At 40.8% G+C, this 15,296-nt stretch carries 14 protein-coding genes; 13 read left to right on the top strand and 1 reads right to left on the bottom strand.

The genetic code is table 11. From position 1 onward, the window contains the following. The first annotated feature begins 263 nt into the window (after positions 1-263). From WA1_RS49080 to WA1_RS56345, 4 genes are all read left to right on the top strand, one after another. Positions 264-2,828, top strand: a complete 2,565-nt coding sequence (locus tag WA1_RS49080; RefSeq protein WP_017741166.1) for a hypothetical protein — start codon at positions 264-266, stop codon at positions 2,826-2,828. A 78-nt stretch (positions 2,829-2,906) separates the two neighbouring features. Then, positions 2,907-4,610 carry an enoyl-CoA hydratase-related protein gene (locus tag WA1_RS49075; RefSeq protein ID WP_017741165.1) on the top strand — a complete coding sequence of 568 codons (1,704 nt, stop codon included), beginning with the start codon at positions 2,907-2,909 and terminating at the stop codon, positions 4,608-4,610. Between the two features lie 54 nt (positions 4,611-4,664). Beyond that, complete coding sequence (locus WA1_RS49070; RefSeq protein WP_017741164.1) at positions 4,665-5,201, top strand: DUF192 domain-containing protein; 537 nt, start codon at positions 4,665-4,667, stop codon at positions 5,199-5,201. Positions 5,202-5,308: 107 nt separating this feature from the next. After that, complete coding sequence (locus WA1_RS56345) at positions 5,309-5,536, top strand: hypothetical protein (protein ID WP_148663076.1); 228 nt, start codon at positions 5,309-5,311, stop codon at positions 5,534-5,536. Between the two features lie 5 nt (positions 5,537-5,541). On the opposite strand, the gene WA1_RS49065 is transcribed toward WA1_RS56345, so the two are convergent. Continuing rightward, on the bottom strand, positions 5,542-7,149 hold the full coding sequence (locus WA1_RS49065; RefSeq protein ID WP_017741163.1) for an IS200/IS605 family accessory protein TnpB-related protein: 1,608 nt from the start codon (positions 7,147-7,149) through the stop codon (positions 5,542-5,544). Between the two features lie 638 nt (positions 7,150-7,787). Between WA1_RS49065 and WA1_RS49060 the strand changes: the two genes are divergently transcribed. From WA1_RS49060 to WA1_RS49020, 9 genes are all read left to right on the top strand, one after another. After that, on the top strand, positions 7,788-8,852 hold the full coding sequence (locus WA1_RS49060) for a hypothetical protein (protein ID WP_017741161.1): 1,065 nt from the start codon (positions 7,788-7,790) through the stop codon (positions 8,850-8,852). Between the two features lie 78 nt (positions 8,853-8,930). Beyond that, positions 8,931-9,380 carry a DUF1257 domain-containing protein gene (locus tag WA1_RS49055; RefSeq protein WP_017741160.1) on the top strand — a complete coding sequence of 150 codons (450 nt, stop codon included), beginning with the start codon at positions 8,931-8,933 and terminating at the stop codon, positions 9,378-9,380. A 3-nt stretch (positions 9,381-9,383) separates the two neighbouring features. Further along, positions 9,384-9,590, top strand: a complete 207-nt coding sequence (locus WA1_RS49050) for a DUF2997 domain-containing protein (protein WP_017741159.1) — start codon at positions 9,384-9,386, stop codon at positions 9,588-9,590. A 40-nt stretch (positions 9,591-9,630) separates the two neighbouring features. Continuing rightward, entirely contained in the window at positions 9,631-9,882 is a 252-nt protein-coding gene (locus WA1_RS49045) for a hypothetical protein (protein WP_017741158.1), read from the top strand. Further along, on the top strand, positions 9,879-11,498 hold the full coding sequence (locus WA1_RS49040; protein ID WP_017741157.1) for an AAA family ATPase: 1,620 nt from the start codon (positions 9,879-9,881) through the stop codon (positions 11,496-11,498). The genes WA1_RS49045 and WA1_RS49040 overlap by 4 nt, the downstream gene beginning before the upstream one ends. 140 nt (positions 11,499-11,638) lie before the next feature. Further along, on the top strand, positions 11,639-12,184 hold the full coding sequence (locus tag WA1_RS49035; RefSeq protein WP_017741156.1) for a WGR domain-containing protein: 546 nt from the start codon (positions 11,639-11,641) through the stop codon (positions 12,182-12,184). A gap of 134 nt (positions 12,185-12,318) precedes the next feature. After that, on the top strand, positions 12,319-12,528 hold the full coding sequence (locus WA1_RS49030; protein WP_017741155.1) for a hypothetical protein: 210 nt from the start codon (positions 12,319-12,321) through the stop codon (positions 12,526-12,528). Positions 12,529-12,734: 206 nt separating this feature from the next. After that, positions 12,735-13,178, top strand: coding sequence for a hypothetical protein (locus WA1_RS49025; RefSeq protein WP_017741154.1), 444 nt, complete (start codon positions 12,735-12,737; stop codon positions 13,176-13,178). A 542-nt stretch (positions 13,179-13,720) separates the two neighbouring features. Beyond that, positions 13,721-14,215, top strand: coding sequence for a cupin domain-containing protein (locus WA1_RS49020; RefSeq protein ID WP_017741153.1), 495 nt, complete (start codon positions 13,721-13,723; stop codon positions 14,213-14,215). Positions 14,216-15,296 lie beyond the last annotated feature (1,081 nt).

Genomic DNA, 15,296 nt, shown 5'->3' with positions numbered 1-15,296 from the left:
GTGTCCCAAAAGTTAATCAATGAAATTCAAAAGTATAAAGGATTTCGACGTTGGTCGCACAAATTCCCTCCCAGCGTGGAAAAGCATTATTTTGATGAAATTATCGTTTACTCGCATAACAGGATTTTTAACATAACCTACAGCGACACCATGTTTTTCGGATCTACAAAACCTACACTAATTGTCGTGAGATACGACGAACAACTCGTATTCGTAAAACATCAAAACTCAGTCCTACTTGATAGATTACCAGCCCCATCACCATGTTCGACCCCAGAGCAACCCAAATAGCATCTTCTTATCAAAATGTATTTACTGAAACTGCCACCAAGCTAGGAGAATTAGCTAAAGTTCTCGTAGAACTTGCCCTCAGTAAACTTGAGGATAAAGAAGAAAAACTCTCAAAAGCAAGAGTCCAGATTGGCAGCGATGACTACGTACTTTCGCAAGACCCTGAATGTCCCGGTGCTTGGAAATGGGAAAAGGTCGATTTAACTAACAACGTCAACCAAACAAACGACCAAGCAGCAAGTACACAACTGAGCGACTTTCAAGCACAAACTCTTGGAACCCGGTTAGTCCTACATAAGCCAGAAACACTTAATATAGATGTCGTTTCCAATTCTGAACCTGCCATTAAAATAGTCGCCTATACAGATTCTGGAAATGAAATCGATATCTACAAACAAAACGCTGATGGAATATGCACCAAAAACATAATTACCGAAAATCTGTCAGATGAAGAGATTATTGACGTAGCTTACGAACCAATGAGGAAACTGCTTTTACCTCCTTCATCAATACTTGAAAGCTCGTCAGAGCAAAATCCAGAAACCTCAAAATCCGTATCTGACATACAAACAGAAGAAGAACTTTCTTCTGAAGAAGTTGCTCAAATTATTAGAAATATGCAAAATCAGCTTTCTGGCGCTACGGAACGAGAAAATCCTGTAATTCCTGATGGAGAAAATGAAGAAGTCATATATCCTGACGACCAAACAGTTCCCGTGAAGGCAGAACAGTTTGATATGACCGATGAAGATGACGAAATCCTGGAATCTGACAAAATAGAAGATATCATCACAGAACTTCTGACACAAGTTATAAACAATGTGGAAACCAGCGAGAACGTCGCAGAAAATTCAGATTCCGATCCCTATTCCGACTTCCCAATGCCACCCGAAGACCAAGAATTTATAGGTTTTTTGGAAGACATTCCTATAGGAGATCCACCCGAAGAAGACTTTCCACCGGATATAGAGGAAAATTCTCAACTAATTTTAACAGACATAGAAGTTGAGCAACATCAATCCAATCCGACCTTGACAACTCAAGCTGTTCTAGTTAGAGAGCAGACATCTGAAACAAGAGAAGAAACTACAATACCGTCAAGTCAGTCTGTTCTAGTAAAAGCTGAGATTCAAAATACTCAGCAAAAAGGGGAAGAAACTGAATCTAGCAAAGAAACTATTAATAGAAATTTCCAAGTGATTCCCACTGTAGAAGAGATTGATAATAACCAAACAAATCACAAAAAATCAAAACCAGCAGGTGCTTACACTTACGAACAAGTAGCAGCTTCTGAAAACGTTAGCACCGAAACAAAGCGCTGGGCAAAACAAGTCGAAGTCCCAATCTACGCAACCAGTTTATGGAATTTGGGAGAACGCAAGCGCATCAATGCTGAGAATGTGAAAATCGCTCTTGCTGCCAAAGAACTGTTAAAATCCTACGGTAGCATAGAACCAGACGGGTCTAGAATCTACAGAAGCGATGCCTTCGTTGTCAAAAAAGATGGCGAAAACTTCACCATTCATCACCGACGCGACGAACTCAATGGATTCAGCAATTCATTGATGCAATTCAAGCTCGATAAAAAGGGCAATGTAAAAGTTCAAAGTCCCCCCAAAGAAATGTCACCAGTGGAAAGACAAGAATTTCTTATGGTGGTAGAATATTTAGAAGAAAGCAAAAAACTGCCATCCCTTAGAGATAGCGATCTCAGAGATGTTGCTAACAAATTGGGATCGCTAGCTCCTGCTGGGACATTCAAAACTTTAGAAAGTTTCCGCCAAACTGAAGTTTTGGAAATCTTAAATTCTGCATTACAGAGAGCCAATACCGACCAGCTAACTATTGGTGAATTTACTATTGCTCGCACACGGGAGCTAGAGAACAACAAAGCTAACTTAATACTATCCAAAACAAGTGAGGAGCAAGGTCGCCAAGAACTTGTCAATTTTGAACTACAAAAGACAGAGAACGGTATCACCAAAGAAGTTAAAAAGATGAATATTTCCGATTGGGATTTAACTCAACTGAAATTCATCAATCAAAATGCTAAGGCATTCGACCTAGACAAATTCTTTCAAAAAGATATAATACCTCCACAACCAGAACCAAAAGCAGTACCTACAGAATTACAACGCCCTCGTGAAATACAAAATGTAGGTGAAATTCCTGTAAAGATACATCCTTACATTGCAGAAGAATGGAAAAATATGCAAAACTCAAAACAGTACTGGTCTGGGGCTGCCAAACAAGGTAATGAAGAATTGAATCAGAAACTTCAAGAAGGCAACGGCAAGCTTCCTATCTCCGAACAAAGAGAAATGTACTTCAAAATCATGATGTACAAAGCCGCAGAAGCTGACTCAAAAGGAGAACAATTTTTTGATTTTGCTCCATTGAAAGAAGTCATGAAAGATTTAGAGGCTTGGAGAAAGGAAGAAATAATAAACCAGTTTACCCCTAAAACAGAAATTAGCACTCAAGAAAAAGCTAGCGTGAAAACAGCACCATCTAGAAAAGAACAAATGTCACTGTAGAAGCAACCTGCATTTATTGTCTCCTCAGTTAAATACAGACAACTCTTCAACCACAAATCTCTCAGAATCCAAACACATATGAAAATCTTAATAATAGCACCGGAATACAATAGCTTGATTCAACGAACTTATGTAGAACTTGTCGAGCGAGGTCATGACATTTCGATTGAGTTGGCTATAAACGACCGAGTGATGATTGAAGCAACCGAACTGTATCAGCCTTATTTAATTATTGCGCCAATGCTAAAAACAGCGATACCAAAAAGCATTTGGAGCAAACACACGTGCATCATTATTCATGTTGGAATCAAAGGAAATAGAGCATCATCGCTATTGCAGTCGTCTTCTGACAAACAAGAATGGAATGTCACTGCACTACAAGCATCTGCATCAATAGATACAAGTCCTGTATGGTCAACACGTACTCTCAAACTACGAAGGTACAGCGAAGGCTTCCAGTATAGTGCTGAAGTGACACAAGCAGTCGTAAAAACAATAGTAGAGACAGTAAAACGATACCAAGGTAGTTCTTTTGTACCAATCCCTAATTCAGGTAATGCCAATGATTATCTAAGCCCGTACACAACGCAAAGCATTCGTACCATCAAATGGCAATTAGAGTCTACCAAAAGCATTCTGAAAAAAATCCGAGAAGCTGACAGAGAACAGGTTGTTCTGGACACAATAGAAGGACAGCAATACTACCTCTACGGCGCTCATGAAGAAACCAGCTTCAAAGGAAAACCGGGACAAATCATTGCAACTCGCAATGGTGCTATCTGCCGAGCTACGACAGATGGAGCTATTTGGATAACGCACTTAAAGAAAAAGAGCAATATTGCTACGTTCAAGCTCCCAGCAACACTGGTATTAAAAGATCACCTGCAAGGAGTCCCCGAAATTAAGGTACCCCTGACAATTCCCTCCAATCGCAAAACCTATAGAGAGATCTGGTACGAAGAGAAGGACAGTGTGGGATACTTGCATTTCGACTTTTACAATGGAGCGATGAGCACCGAACAATGCGAGCGTCTCAGACTTGCTTATGTCTGTGCTCGTAACAGAAACACAAAAGTCATCGTACTGATGGGAGGTCAAGATTTCTGGTCTAACGGCATTGACTTTAACACAATTGAAGCGGCAAGCGATCCCATCATGCAATCTTGGGACAACATCAATGCGATGAACGACCTTGTAAGAGAAATTATCACAACAAAAACACATCTCACTATTGCGGCTATGCATGAAAATGCTGTAGCAGGTGGTGTTATGCTTGCACTTGCTGCCGATAAAGTCTATTGCCGCAGTGGTATCATCCTCAACCCTCACTACAAGCAAATGGGCTTGTACGGCTCTGAATATTGGACTTATCTGTTGCCCAGGCGTGTTGGAGCACAAAAAGCATTTGAACTGGCAGAAACTTGTCTGCCAATAGGGACACGCAGCGCTAAGAAAATTGGGCTGATCCACGATTTCTTTGGAGAAAGTCATAGCACTTTCACACACCAAATTGAACTGATTGCATCCGAACTTAGCAACAGTCACGATTACCACGAACAACTCAGCTACAAAATTGCAAAACGTGCTCAAGACGAATTCTTCAAACCTCTTGAAAGATACCGTACTGACGAACTAAATAAAATCATGATTAACTTAAGAGACCCCGCTTATCACGATGCTCGCCGTAATTTTGTTTACAAAATCGCTCCATCACAAACACCGTTGTATCTTGCCAAGCACCGCTCAGAGTCGTCCCAAAAGTGTGTATTAATAGCCGCTTAAACTTTCACGTTCAATAGTCTAAAAACTCCCTTATCACTCAAATCCAGTATGAGCATGACTACAGCAACAAACCATTCCACAACAAAACAACATAATATTGGAAAATTTCTTCTACGTACACTACAAATAGTAGGACCAATAGCAGGATTTCTGGCGGCTACCTCACCACTGATTTACATTGCATTGTTCCACCATCCCCAAAAACTTCCAATCAGTGCTACTCTCACATCCAACAACCAAACTATAGAGCTAGAAGTCGCCAAACAACCTCACGAGCTGGAAAAAGGCTTAAGATTCCGTAAGGCAATACCTATGAATCGCGGAATGCTGTTTGTTCCACAAAACCCCCAACAGATTAACGTTTGGATGAAAAACATGAATTTTCCAATAGACATCGTGTTCATCCGTAATGGCAGCGTCAAAAGTATCATTAAGAACGTTAAGCCATGTGGGAAAGAACCCTGTCCCATTTACAGTTCGCAAACTGAAGTTGACAAAGTGATAGAACTTCCTGCTTCCACAACGAACAATCTCAACCTCAAGTCAGGCTCCAAAGTTAACATCAAATTTGTACAGCCACAAACACAGTAAACATTAAAAACGCGGTCACCAAAAAAAACTGCCGGATTATCGGCAGTTTTTTTTAATCCAATGGTATGCAATGCATGGACGTAGTGTTTATGTAATAAAAGTCACGTATGAAAGCAGGTTTCTACGTAGTAGTTGGGAACAGCGACTACTGCACCATAGAAAATCGCAAAATCCCAATCTGGGAAATGCTTGAATATCAACCTACAAGTTGGTTGTGCTCCTTATCTACACGCCCTGAAGTCATGCCGCCGCTCGATAAAGTCTACTCAGATCTACTCATTCGTTTCGCAAATCTATTCAACCGGAAAGATAGCGGTCAATCTTTCCTACCTTGAAGGGTTCACGCCTTCACAGACGGATGGAGAGAAGAACTCTCGTGCTTGTGCCGAAGCTTTGGAAACCCTAGATTTCCGGTGTTCGCCAAGCCTTCACCCGCAGACCCTGTAAGAGTAGGTGTACCGAACCAAGTATTACGAGAAGCTACCTTCAAGTAATACTTATTGAATCGCTGCCAGTGGGCAAAGACGTGCTGACGAGCTTCGGGGCGAACCGAAGTCTGACAGGCGTATCTCGCTGGCAGTTTCTCATAGTAAATTCCCATTCCACGACGAGCTAAAACTAGCCCTGCGGCGCTATCACTACCCATGCCATAACGACGCATATACTTGACCACGCCGATTTGGCTGGAATACTTGGGACTCACTTCGATAATTTTGATGCCTAGTTTTAAGCATCTAGCTCTTAACAATTCAAAGAACTTGGCATAAGCAAAACCAGATAGCATCCGATTGTACTTGCGACCACGTTTGAATTGTTTCTTCTTCTCACAGAAGTCTAATTTCTCAATGACAATTGGCTTTTTAGTTGCTAAGGCTCTGGCTGTGATTTCTGTCACGGCATAGGCTAATCGAGCTTCTGTTTGCTCAGTTGAGCACGAATGCAAATCTAAATTAACTTTCCCCCATGCTATAGGATTCCCGTGACGATTTGTCGCACACCAACCAATAGATCCAGGATTAATGTCTAAGCCAATACAGCCCCATGATTTGTCATGACTGGTAATAGAAAAGTTGACTAAACAAGTGATAGCGACAACCCACTTACCTTTTTTATTTTTGCTAAACACATAGGTGAGAGCCTTGTTTAAGGCCCAAGCGGTAACTATATTGCTATACCCCCGCTCATTGATTTTATGAAGTCTTAGGGTACAATATTCCCCAAATGTAGACTCTAAAAAATAAGGAACCCGAATTTTTAGACTTGGGATAATATCAGGTGTTAGCTGACATATTTGATTGCTGTTAGTTTCGTTGGTACTTCCGACAAATGGAACCTTGCCCAAGGAACCCAAATTCACTTTGATGCCGCGTTTGATGACCTTAGCTCTGCGGTCTAGATACATCCGCAATTGACGCTTTTTTTGATGTAACAATTGCTTAGCTAATTGTAAGTAAGTCTTGCCGTGCGGCTTGCCATTCACGGGACAAGCGTTATCAAACTCCGGCGTTTTCTTTAGTAATGGTACTTTCTTCGACTTTCTGGCTTGAGTGTTTTGGGGATACTTAATAGCTAAATTCCACTTCTCTAAGGCTTGGGCATACTCTCGGTGATTCTTGAGTCGTTTGTTCAATCGCTCAATCTCTGATTTAACTAATTTGATTTTGGCATCTAGTATATCAATATGTCTTTTATAGCATTGACGAGCTGACTCTAACTCACCTGCCACAAAATTAATCACACTATTGGCATGTCGCTTGTTGACCCCAAAAGTGTTTTGAATATTGGAGTTTAATTTCTCCTTTTTCATATCACTTTGAAGACCATTCAATGCCATAGCAGACATCTCTGCTGCTACAGGAGAGAATTGCTCTAGCATCTCAAGCGTCTGTGTTTCACTCGTTAAATTATTATCAATCTGAGTCACATAAGTTTGATAAATTTGAGGCATTTGCTTCACCACATTTGACCGATTCGTTGAACCTTTAGTATCCCCAATAGTCTAACATAAAAATATCTAAAATCGCTGAAAATTCTTTAAAGATTCTGAAATTCACTGACATTGATTTGACAAGAAGTAGAGGCCATTCCTTGAAAAATGAGGGGAGATATGTCACCAAGAATTCGTAATTCATTAATTTGGAATGCAAGCCCCAAATTAATGAATTACGAATTATGAACTACCAATTGTTAGAGGTTGTTTGGGACTGGATTAAAACTTTACCTGAACCGGGTGGCAATAGCCAACCCATACTCAAAAACGATGACCAATGAGCAGGTTTGAGCAGAAATTATCTAACAGTTACTAGTCCCCATGCAAGGGTTGGGCATAGGATCGCAACTTGCCTGGATCAAACGCCATTTGCCTAATGTACAAATAACACTGCCAATATGACTACCTCATTGCGGCAATAAGAGATAAACAACAGATCTTTATTATGACCATAAAAGAGCAAATCCATAGATCCCGAATAGTGGCTACGCCATTTTCATAGCGCTTTCGTTAACCGGAACGCCCAAAAACTAAAGACGACCGCCCAGCCTAAAAAACTAGCGATCGTCTTTCGCCCAAATTAAGGGACTGTAACTATGGTACAAACAATAAATCCCACCGAATTTCTAAAAGACGCTATTGTTGAAAGTTACAACTTTTCAAACCTTAACAAAACACGAATACGGTTCAGGATTCAACTTAAAAAAATCACTAAAAGCAATGCTCCAAAGTGGACTGATGTGCTGTTGGCAGATGACAACGAAGAAAATTCGGACTTAATCAAAGTTAAGTCGTCTGAAGTAGGACTTAAAGGCATCAAAGTATTTAAAGCTCTGGATGAAGCAGCAAACAAACTGCGGCAAGAAATTGCATCGGTACAAGAGTGGATGTCCCCCGACAATGGGGATTGGGTCTGTCCCATCGACCTCGCCCCCCTAGTTTGGGGTCAGTTGCTCAACATTCGGGATACGATCGCCCCGAGCCTTCGAGCGCAATTGAAAACAGAATACACAGAAGGTTTAGAAGATTACAAACGGCGAATCCAAAACTTCATCTCGCTCCAAACTTGGGAATTATCTTCAGATAAGCAAGAAGAAGTTAGAGACAATCTACTCAAAGCTTTTCCCACACTGGCTGAGCTAGAAGATTTCTTACAGGTAATAATAGCACGACCTGTAATTATTCCCGCACTATCTGAACAACTCAACCAGCAACAAGCTGAATGCCTCAATCAAATCACTCAATTCATCCAACAGTACGACCAGAATCTAGAACAACGGTTGAAAGAAGCAGCTATTACGGGGGGTGAACAATTAGCAGCACAGTTGCTTGAAGAGTTAGCTGATTGGGAGCCTGGGAAGAAACCAGTCCAATTCAAAAAGAAGATGGAAAAACACTTCCAAAAAATACAAGTCTTGTTGGCAAATGCGTCACCAGAAGCTGGAGGTAGCCTAAAATCTATGCTGGAGAATTTGGACTCAATCGTAAATGACCCAAACATTGAGTCTAAGAACCTCAACCAAACTGGCAGATCGCAACTTCAACAAAAAATCGAAAACATACGTACTAAGCTTCTGGATGAACAGCGAAATTTACAGGAATTAGCCAACAGCGAGATAGGGCTAACAAAAGCCACTGTCAAATCCTTTAAATTCCGGTAACCAAGGGTGTAATGCAAATAATTTAACTCACCAGCATTACACAAAGAGCCAATATCATACATCTCATAAGGAGAAAATATGTCACATTTTTCAACGATCGCGACTAAACTCACCAACCGTGTGTGCTTAATAGAAGCACTGAAAGACTTAAAGTTATCACCGGAAGTTCACGAGCAGCCACAACCACTAACTGGCTATTACGGTGATTCACAGGGGCAAAGTGCAGAAATCATAATTCGCGGACAAACAATCAAAGCCCGTGCAGATATCGGATTCCGGTGGAATTCAAGCTCTGGAGTGTATGACATAATTCACGACGAATATGAAACAATTCCACGTCTCGGAGAAAACTTCTTCAGTCATCAGTTAATGCAAACCTATGGAAAACGCGTAGTTTTAGCTAAAGCAGCCGAACTACGAGAACAATTTGGCGAATGCACTATTACTGAAACGACTGAAGGTCAAAGACAAACTCTACGCTTAACTTTCAGTGGGCATCAGGAAGTCAAACAATACGCTAGGAGATAACTAATGGAAAGGTCAATATTAATACATTTCAACAATGAAACTGGTGAAATTCACGTAGAAGCCGAAGGATTTGAGGGACTATCTTGCATAGAAGCAACGCAACCTTTTGAAGAAGCTTTGGGAATTGTGGACAATCGCAACTTTAAGGCTGAAGCGCAAACACAACAAGTTCGGACTACTTCATCTACTCAAACTCGCTTACGTCAGTAAATAAATCAATTGGGGGAATACCTTCCCCCTTACAAAAAGCATGAACGAATTACCCAAAGAATATCCCATGCTGCGTGTTTACGGGCAACAAAAAGCCCAGCCAGCTACGATTATAGGCAACATCGAAGGTTTATGCGCTCTAATTGGCGCTCTAATTAACGCTATTGCTTACAAAGAAGGAAAAACAGAAGTTTTTGACAGCAATGCAGAAACACATGAAATCGTCGTGAAACTCGCCAATACTCATGATGAACTCGAAATCTATCCTATACCACCGTACAAAGAACAATGAACCTCTTAAATCAGATATTCAGCACATTAGACTCACAAATACCCATCGTAGCGCTGGAAGTCCTAGCACCTGAGGAAGCCACAATCATCCAATCACTATGCACTCAAGCACAAGAAAAACTAAATAGTCCAACATTTTTTTGGAATCTGGGTGTTTCTAGCTTAGAACAATGCTTGATAGCACGAGATGGTGGGCTAGTATTCAAACCAATACCTGAATACAAAAGACCAGCACACACAGATCCATTAATATTCATATTTGACTATATCAACAACTTCGATGGCGTAGGCGTATTTATTTTAGGAGATGTCCATCCCTTTGTAGGAAACTCGCCCCAGTTATCCTGGGAAATACTCACAAGAGTAAAAAATCTTTACCACCGACTCAAACCCACTGAAAAGCGGATTGTACTATTAGGTCAGAATATCGCGTTACACGAGTCGCTAATTCGGCTAATTCCTTATTTTGAAGTACCACTCCCAACTATTGACCAAATTCAGGAGCATATAATCTCATACCTACGATTCCTATCAGAGTGCGCCACTGAAGAAAATATACTCTTTAAAGTCGAACTGACTGCTGAAGAAATAGAATCTTTGGCACGAGCAGCACTAGGACTAACACTAGAGGAAATTAGTGATTTCCTAAGGTTAATGGTTAAAGAATGCCTCAACCACAAAGGTGTCGTAATTGATAGTAGTGTTATTGCCAAAGCGGTCAAGTACAAAACTCGCCTACTCTCCCAAATGGGCATTGAGTTGGGCAAGCCTGCAACTATTCCATTCGGTGGTCTCGATTTGTTACGCGAGTGGTTACAGCGCCGTCAACGATTATTTACAAAGGAAGCACGAGCGCTCAACCTACCACAACCGAAAGGGGTGCTACTAGCAGGGCCACCGGGGACAGGTAAATCAATAGTAGCGAAAAACATCGCCAACATCCTCAATCTTCCACTACTTCAGCTTGATATTGCTTCAATGTTAGGTTCTTTAGTAGGGGAATCTGAGGGTAACGTCCGCCGCGCACTCAAAACAGCTGAAGCCATCGCCCCGTGTGTCTTATGGATAGATGAGATAGAAAAAGCTTTATCAGGTCTTGGCGATACCTCCGGAGTGTCCCAGCGCATTCTAGGGAATATCCTCACATTCATGTCGGAGTCAAAGGCGGGAGTATTCGTTGTAGCAACCTGTAACGATCCATCAGCACTACCCAGCGAGCTTAAGCGCAAGGGAAGGTTTGATGAAAACTTCTTCGTCGATTTGCCCACTGAATCTGAAAGGGCGCAAATTCTCAGAATTCATCTAGAAAGATTTGGCATCACAATTGCTGAGGAGTACCTCGAAGCGATCGCCAGCAACACTGAAAAGTTTTCGGGTGCAGAGCTAGAGACACTGGCAAGCGAGGCAGCGCTACTAGCATTCGATCGAGAGCGACCGCAACAAATCAACCTTAGGGATTTAGAGCTTTGCCGAGAAAGCATAACCCCACTTGCTATTCAGGATGCAGCCGCTGTGGAAAGAATGCGAGATTGGAGCAAAACTGCAAGAGCTGCTTCCAGTCCTCCTGTGGAAAAAACAAAATCCTTGCGGACTACACGATTACGCAATTTCAACTAAATTAATCCATCAAAATTAATCGCTCCTGCTATGCAGAGGCGATTACTGAATCATTCCTCCTTCTTTTAAGGCATTATCCATCATCTTAGGGTAATGCCTAATTAACGAAAAAATTATAAAAATTCAAAGGAGAGCGAAATATGGAAACATATCTTATTTTTGTTGATGCAATTCGTAACAATAACAAATTCTGGAGTGCCAAAGTCGAAGGCACAGAATTAACTGTCGAATGGGGGAGAGTTGGATATACCCCTCAAAAAAAGGTACAAACTCTGCCCAACATTCAAGCAGCTATTTCAAAATATCATAGTTTGATAGCAGAAAAGAAAGCTAAAGGCTATCAAGAAAGCCAACCCCAAATAAGCGAGCGCCCCATTTCTGAAATCAGACGCGCAATAAATCTGCTAAATGTAATACGCCCTTATGTTACTGCCAGAAATTTCAATGAAAATTACATGACTGCCCTCAATGAGTATTTAAAAATTATTCCTACACCTCTAGGAATGCAAATAGATCCTTGTAAAATTTACCAAACTGTAGATGATATTGATCGTCAAAAAGAATCTCTCAACAATTTACTATCTCCCAGTTCCATACCTTTTTCTCAGACTGCAGAAGTGACAAAATCTCAGGTAGAAACTGTAAGTCTGAAATCCCTTTCCAAAGGATTTTGGAAACACTTTTAAGGATGACTGCCAAGCTATAAAATCAGCTTGGCAATCAAAACATTCACTAAATTCCATAAATAAAATCACTCAAAAAATTTCAGAACACATAGCACAAAAACACACAATGCCTACCAAAAGTTTGAGCAAAATCTATGTACCATATTTTCAAAATAGAACCTACAAAAGGGCTTCCAACTTGGAATCTAGTAGCTATCTTCTTTTCCTACGAAGAAGCTAAAATCTTTACAGAGTATCTCAATCAGGAACAAAGTGAATTCAAATATAAGCTAACTGGGAATGGATGGGGATATTTTAATCCCCTGTCTTATATTCCTCCGTATGTCGATAAACCAGGTTTTTAATAAACGAGACAAAAGTAAAAAGATTGCTTGTCGAAGCATCCTATATGCCAGTACTGATGAACTGTTGAATGCCTTGAATACTGGCATCTGCTTCATGCCGTCGCGATTCATAAAAACCAAGAAGTTGCTACGCATTTATAGCCGAGCGTGCAGATACAAGCAATAACAATGCAGATATTAGAGAGCAAAATTAATTGAGTTTTAGGATGGCACAATATACCATGAGAGAAACCAATGAGTATGTAATTCTAGCTACCAAAAGCCGCATTTTATGGAAAGAGCGAAAATCACAGTCAGAGGACGGCGACATCTATGTAGAATTCTGCGATGATGGCGTTGCTAGGGTCGTCTTGTACCACTACAACATGATAACAACAGAGATTCTAAGCGCGATCGCATTAGGTGAACTTGGAATCAATGATGTGGTCATTCCCCGCATTCTCCTGCACGAATGTGTCCCAGAATTCCAAATTGGAGATGCGTCGGTTTCGGTTAGGGGCTTGACTCCAGAACAATGGTTTCTGCTTAAGGAGACAGCACAGAAAAATATAACCACGCTCAAATCCTACCATGCAGAAAGAGCAATTCTAGAGCAAAAATTCAAGCTAGCAATTCTATCCCGGCATCCTCCAGGCTGGAATTATGTTTAAAATAACGTGCAATTTAGAACAAACAAGATAAGAAAATGCTGACACATAACTGAAAGGGCGAAAAGTTAGCGCAACCCCTGCTGTGAATCCCCGCAACTAAAGTTCGGGGAGAGGCTCAAGAAACCGTACAAAACATGGATGAAAACATATCCCACGTGTAAGTTTCGCAATAAAAATTTAAGAATTTTCCCCGAGTTCCTCACTTTTTGCGGGTAACTTTGAATGTGTAAGAAAGTAAAACCACCCCAGGCAAAAGTCTGAGTAACGCTTACGCAGTAGGCTTTTTGTCAATACATAAGTTCAATAGTCAATTTTTGCGTATATATCAATACATAATACTGGGGATTGACTCTTAAAAACTTTACAAAAATTAAAAGATTGGTAGAACTCCTGTTTCCTCGAAAACAACGCAAGACAGCACGGTGTAACAGAAAAGCCAACAAACTTGGTAAAGACACTGTAAAGATGACAAATACGCAGTTTTTCGCTGGTTACATCAAAAAATAATAATTATTTTAGATCTAGTGATATAGCTAGTTAATATGATGCTTACAGAAATGTTAGTACAGCCTGGTAAAGGCGAAATGTACTGGGTACTCGAAGATCTTTTCACATTTAAAACCGTTGGCGAAGAAACAAACGGGAGTTATTCGCTAATTGAGATTGAATGTATCGGCGAACACCCTCCGCACGTCCATACAAACGAAGACCAATTTTTCTATGTATTAGGGGGACAACTAGAAGTCTTGCTTGGTGAAAACACCTCCATAGCAACCAACGGTACTTTTATCCATGTACCAAAAGGTAAAAAGCACGGATTCAAAAACCTCTACCTTGAGGAACCAGCTTTGATGCTGTGCATGACGACTCCCGCTGGTAGTATTGAGAAATTTGTTCGAGAAGTAGGGACTGTAGCTAAAGATTTACATGTGGCCCGCCCTAGAGCAACTCGTGCCGATTATGAGAAATTTAGAGCCGCTGCGTTACCGTATGGCATCGAGGTAATACCATTTCTTTATGAAGATGCGCCTAATTAGCCAGCTTTGGCACCGAGCGTTTGTGTAGCCCCAGGATGGTTACCTGAGGGTGAATATAGCACAGCTTCACATAGAGTTGGTATAACTCCAAAAAAAGAAGTTCGCGCACTAGAGCAGGTAAGCGTATAACAGCAACTCCTCACGCTTTTGCTTAAAGCACCAGACTGCAATTGAAAAAATTGGAGACTACGCACAAAACTCTGAACTCAGTCCCCGTAACTGTAGGGAAACGGTCTTGTTGGAGCGCTTGACAAACAAGACCGTCACTCTACAACGGTAAAGACTATACCTGCAATGAAATCACAACACTTCACGCTCATTCACCTATCCAGACCCATATTCTTGCCTAAAAGTTAGGCAACGGCTCTATCTACGTTCTCTATAAATTAAGTGTTGCAAGAATTGCATGAAATTCGCCTTCTGAAGTAGCTTCACGCAAGAATAAACTAGATAATACCAGTTGTCCTTACTAGAGCGCCGGTCCAGTAGAAGATATTGACAAATCAGGCAGACTGTGTGTAGCAGGACAAGTCACATAGGTAGAGCAAATGTATTGGTTTGATAGCATTGAGAGCCAAGCATTTCATCTGCAAGTCTATTGCAATCAATATCAATAGAGTTGCATCTTGCACTTCTGGCCACAAACGAGAGACAACGTAAAAATATGAGCGATAATGCTACATTCTTGTGGGCAGCTTTTATCGCGCTGAGTCGCGGGATTGAACTGGATACTAAGTCATAAAATAACATTAATTTTCCTGATAGCATTCTGGCGAGTAGACACATCCAGATTTCCCTAAAATTGCCTAACAATTATAATTACCCACCTTCAGACTTCAACCAAAACTGAAAAATCAATATATAAATACTAGAAAAACAAAACAGAAAAGTGGAAGGCACATTATTAAAGCCGCGCTAACACTTCGAGTCGCGAGCGATCGCCGAATAAATGCTTGTGTTAAAAAACAAGTTATTCGTCAAACTTCTACAAAAATTGAGTCAGTAATTATTGACTAATTATTCCCCAAAAATCAGTATTAAACTAATGTATTGATTGGGATTTTCTAGAGTTAAAATACTA

It is taken from the genome of Scytonema hofmannii PCC 7110, from assembly GCF_000346485.2.
GTDB lineage: Bacteria > Cyanobacteriota > Cyanobacteriia > Cyanobacteriales > Nostocaceae > Scytonema > Scytonema hofmannii.
The sequence above is the reverse complement of the archived record's forward strand: the minus strand, read 5'-3'. Positions and strand labels throughout refer to the sequence as shown.

What these genes read in the sequence shown, in the direction of transcription:
- WA1_RS49080 (WP_017741166.1), top strand. Translation starts at nt 264, where the DNA reads ATGTTCGACCCCAGAGCAACCCAAATAGCATCTTCTTATCAAAATGTA.
- WA1_RS49075 (WP_017741165.1), top strand. Translation starts at nt 2,907, where the DNA reads ATGAAAATCTTAATAATAGCACCGGAATACAATAGCTTGATTCAACGA.
- WA1_RS49070 (WP_017741164.1), top strand. Translation starts at nt 4,665, where the DNA reads ATGACTACAGCAACAAACCATTCCACAACAAAACAACATAATATTGGA.
- WA1_RS56345 (WP_148663076.1), top strand. Translation starts at nt 5,309, where the DNA reads ATGAAAGCAGGTTTCTACGTAGTAGTTGGGAACAGCGACTACTGCACC.
- WA1_RS49065 (WP_017741163.1), bottom strand. Translation starts at nt 7,149, where the DNA reads ATGCCTCAAATTTATCAAACTTATGTGACTCAGATTGATAATAATTTA.
- WA1_RS49060 (WP_017741161.1), top strand. Translation starts at nt 7,788, where the DNA reads ATGGTACAAACAATAAATCCCACCGAATTTCTAAAAGACGCTATTGTT.
- WA1_RS49055 (WP_017741160.1), top strand. Translation starts at nt 8,931, where the DNA reads ATGTCACATTTTTCAACGATCGCGACTAAACTCACCAACCGTGTGTGC.
- WA1_RS49050 (WP_017741159.1), top strand. Translation starts at nt 9,384, where the DNA reads ATGGAAAGGTCAATATTAATACATTTCAACAATGAAACTGGTGAAATT.
- WA1_RS49045 (WP_017741158.1), top strand. Translation starts at nt 9,631, where the DNA reads ATGAACGAATTACCCAAAGAATATCCCATGCTGCGTGTTTACGGGCAA.
- WA1_RS49040 (WP_017741157.1), top strand. Translation starts at nt 9,879, where the DNA reads ATGAACCTCTTAAATCAGATATTCAGCACATTAGACTCACAAATACCC.
- WA1_RS49035 (WP_017741156.1), top strand. Translation starts at nt 11,639, where the DNA reads ATGGAAACATATCTTATTTTTGTTGATGCAATTCGTAACAATAACAAA.
- WA1_RS49030 (WP_017741155.1), top strand. Translation starts at nt 12,319, where the DNA reads ATGTACCATATTTTCAAAATAGAACCTACAAAAGGGCTTCCAACTTGG.
- WA1_RS49025 (WP_017741154.1), top strand. Translation starts at nt 12,735, where the DNA reads ATGGCACAATATACCATGAGAGAAACCAATGAGTATGTAATTCTAGCT.
- WA1_RS49020 (WP_017741153.1), top strand. Translation starts at nt 13,721, where the DNA reads ATGATGCTTACAGAAATGTTAGTACAGCCTGGTAAAGGCGAAATGTAC.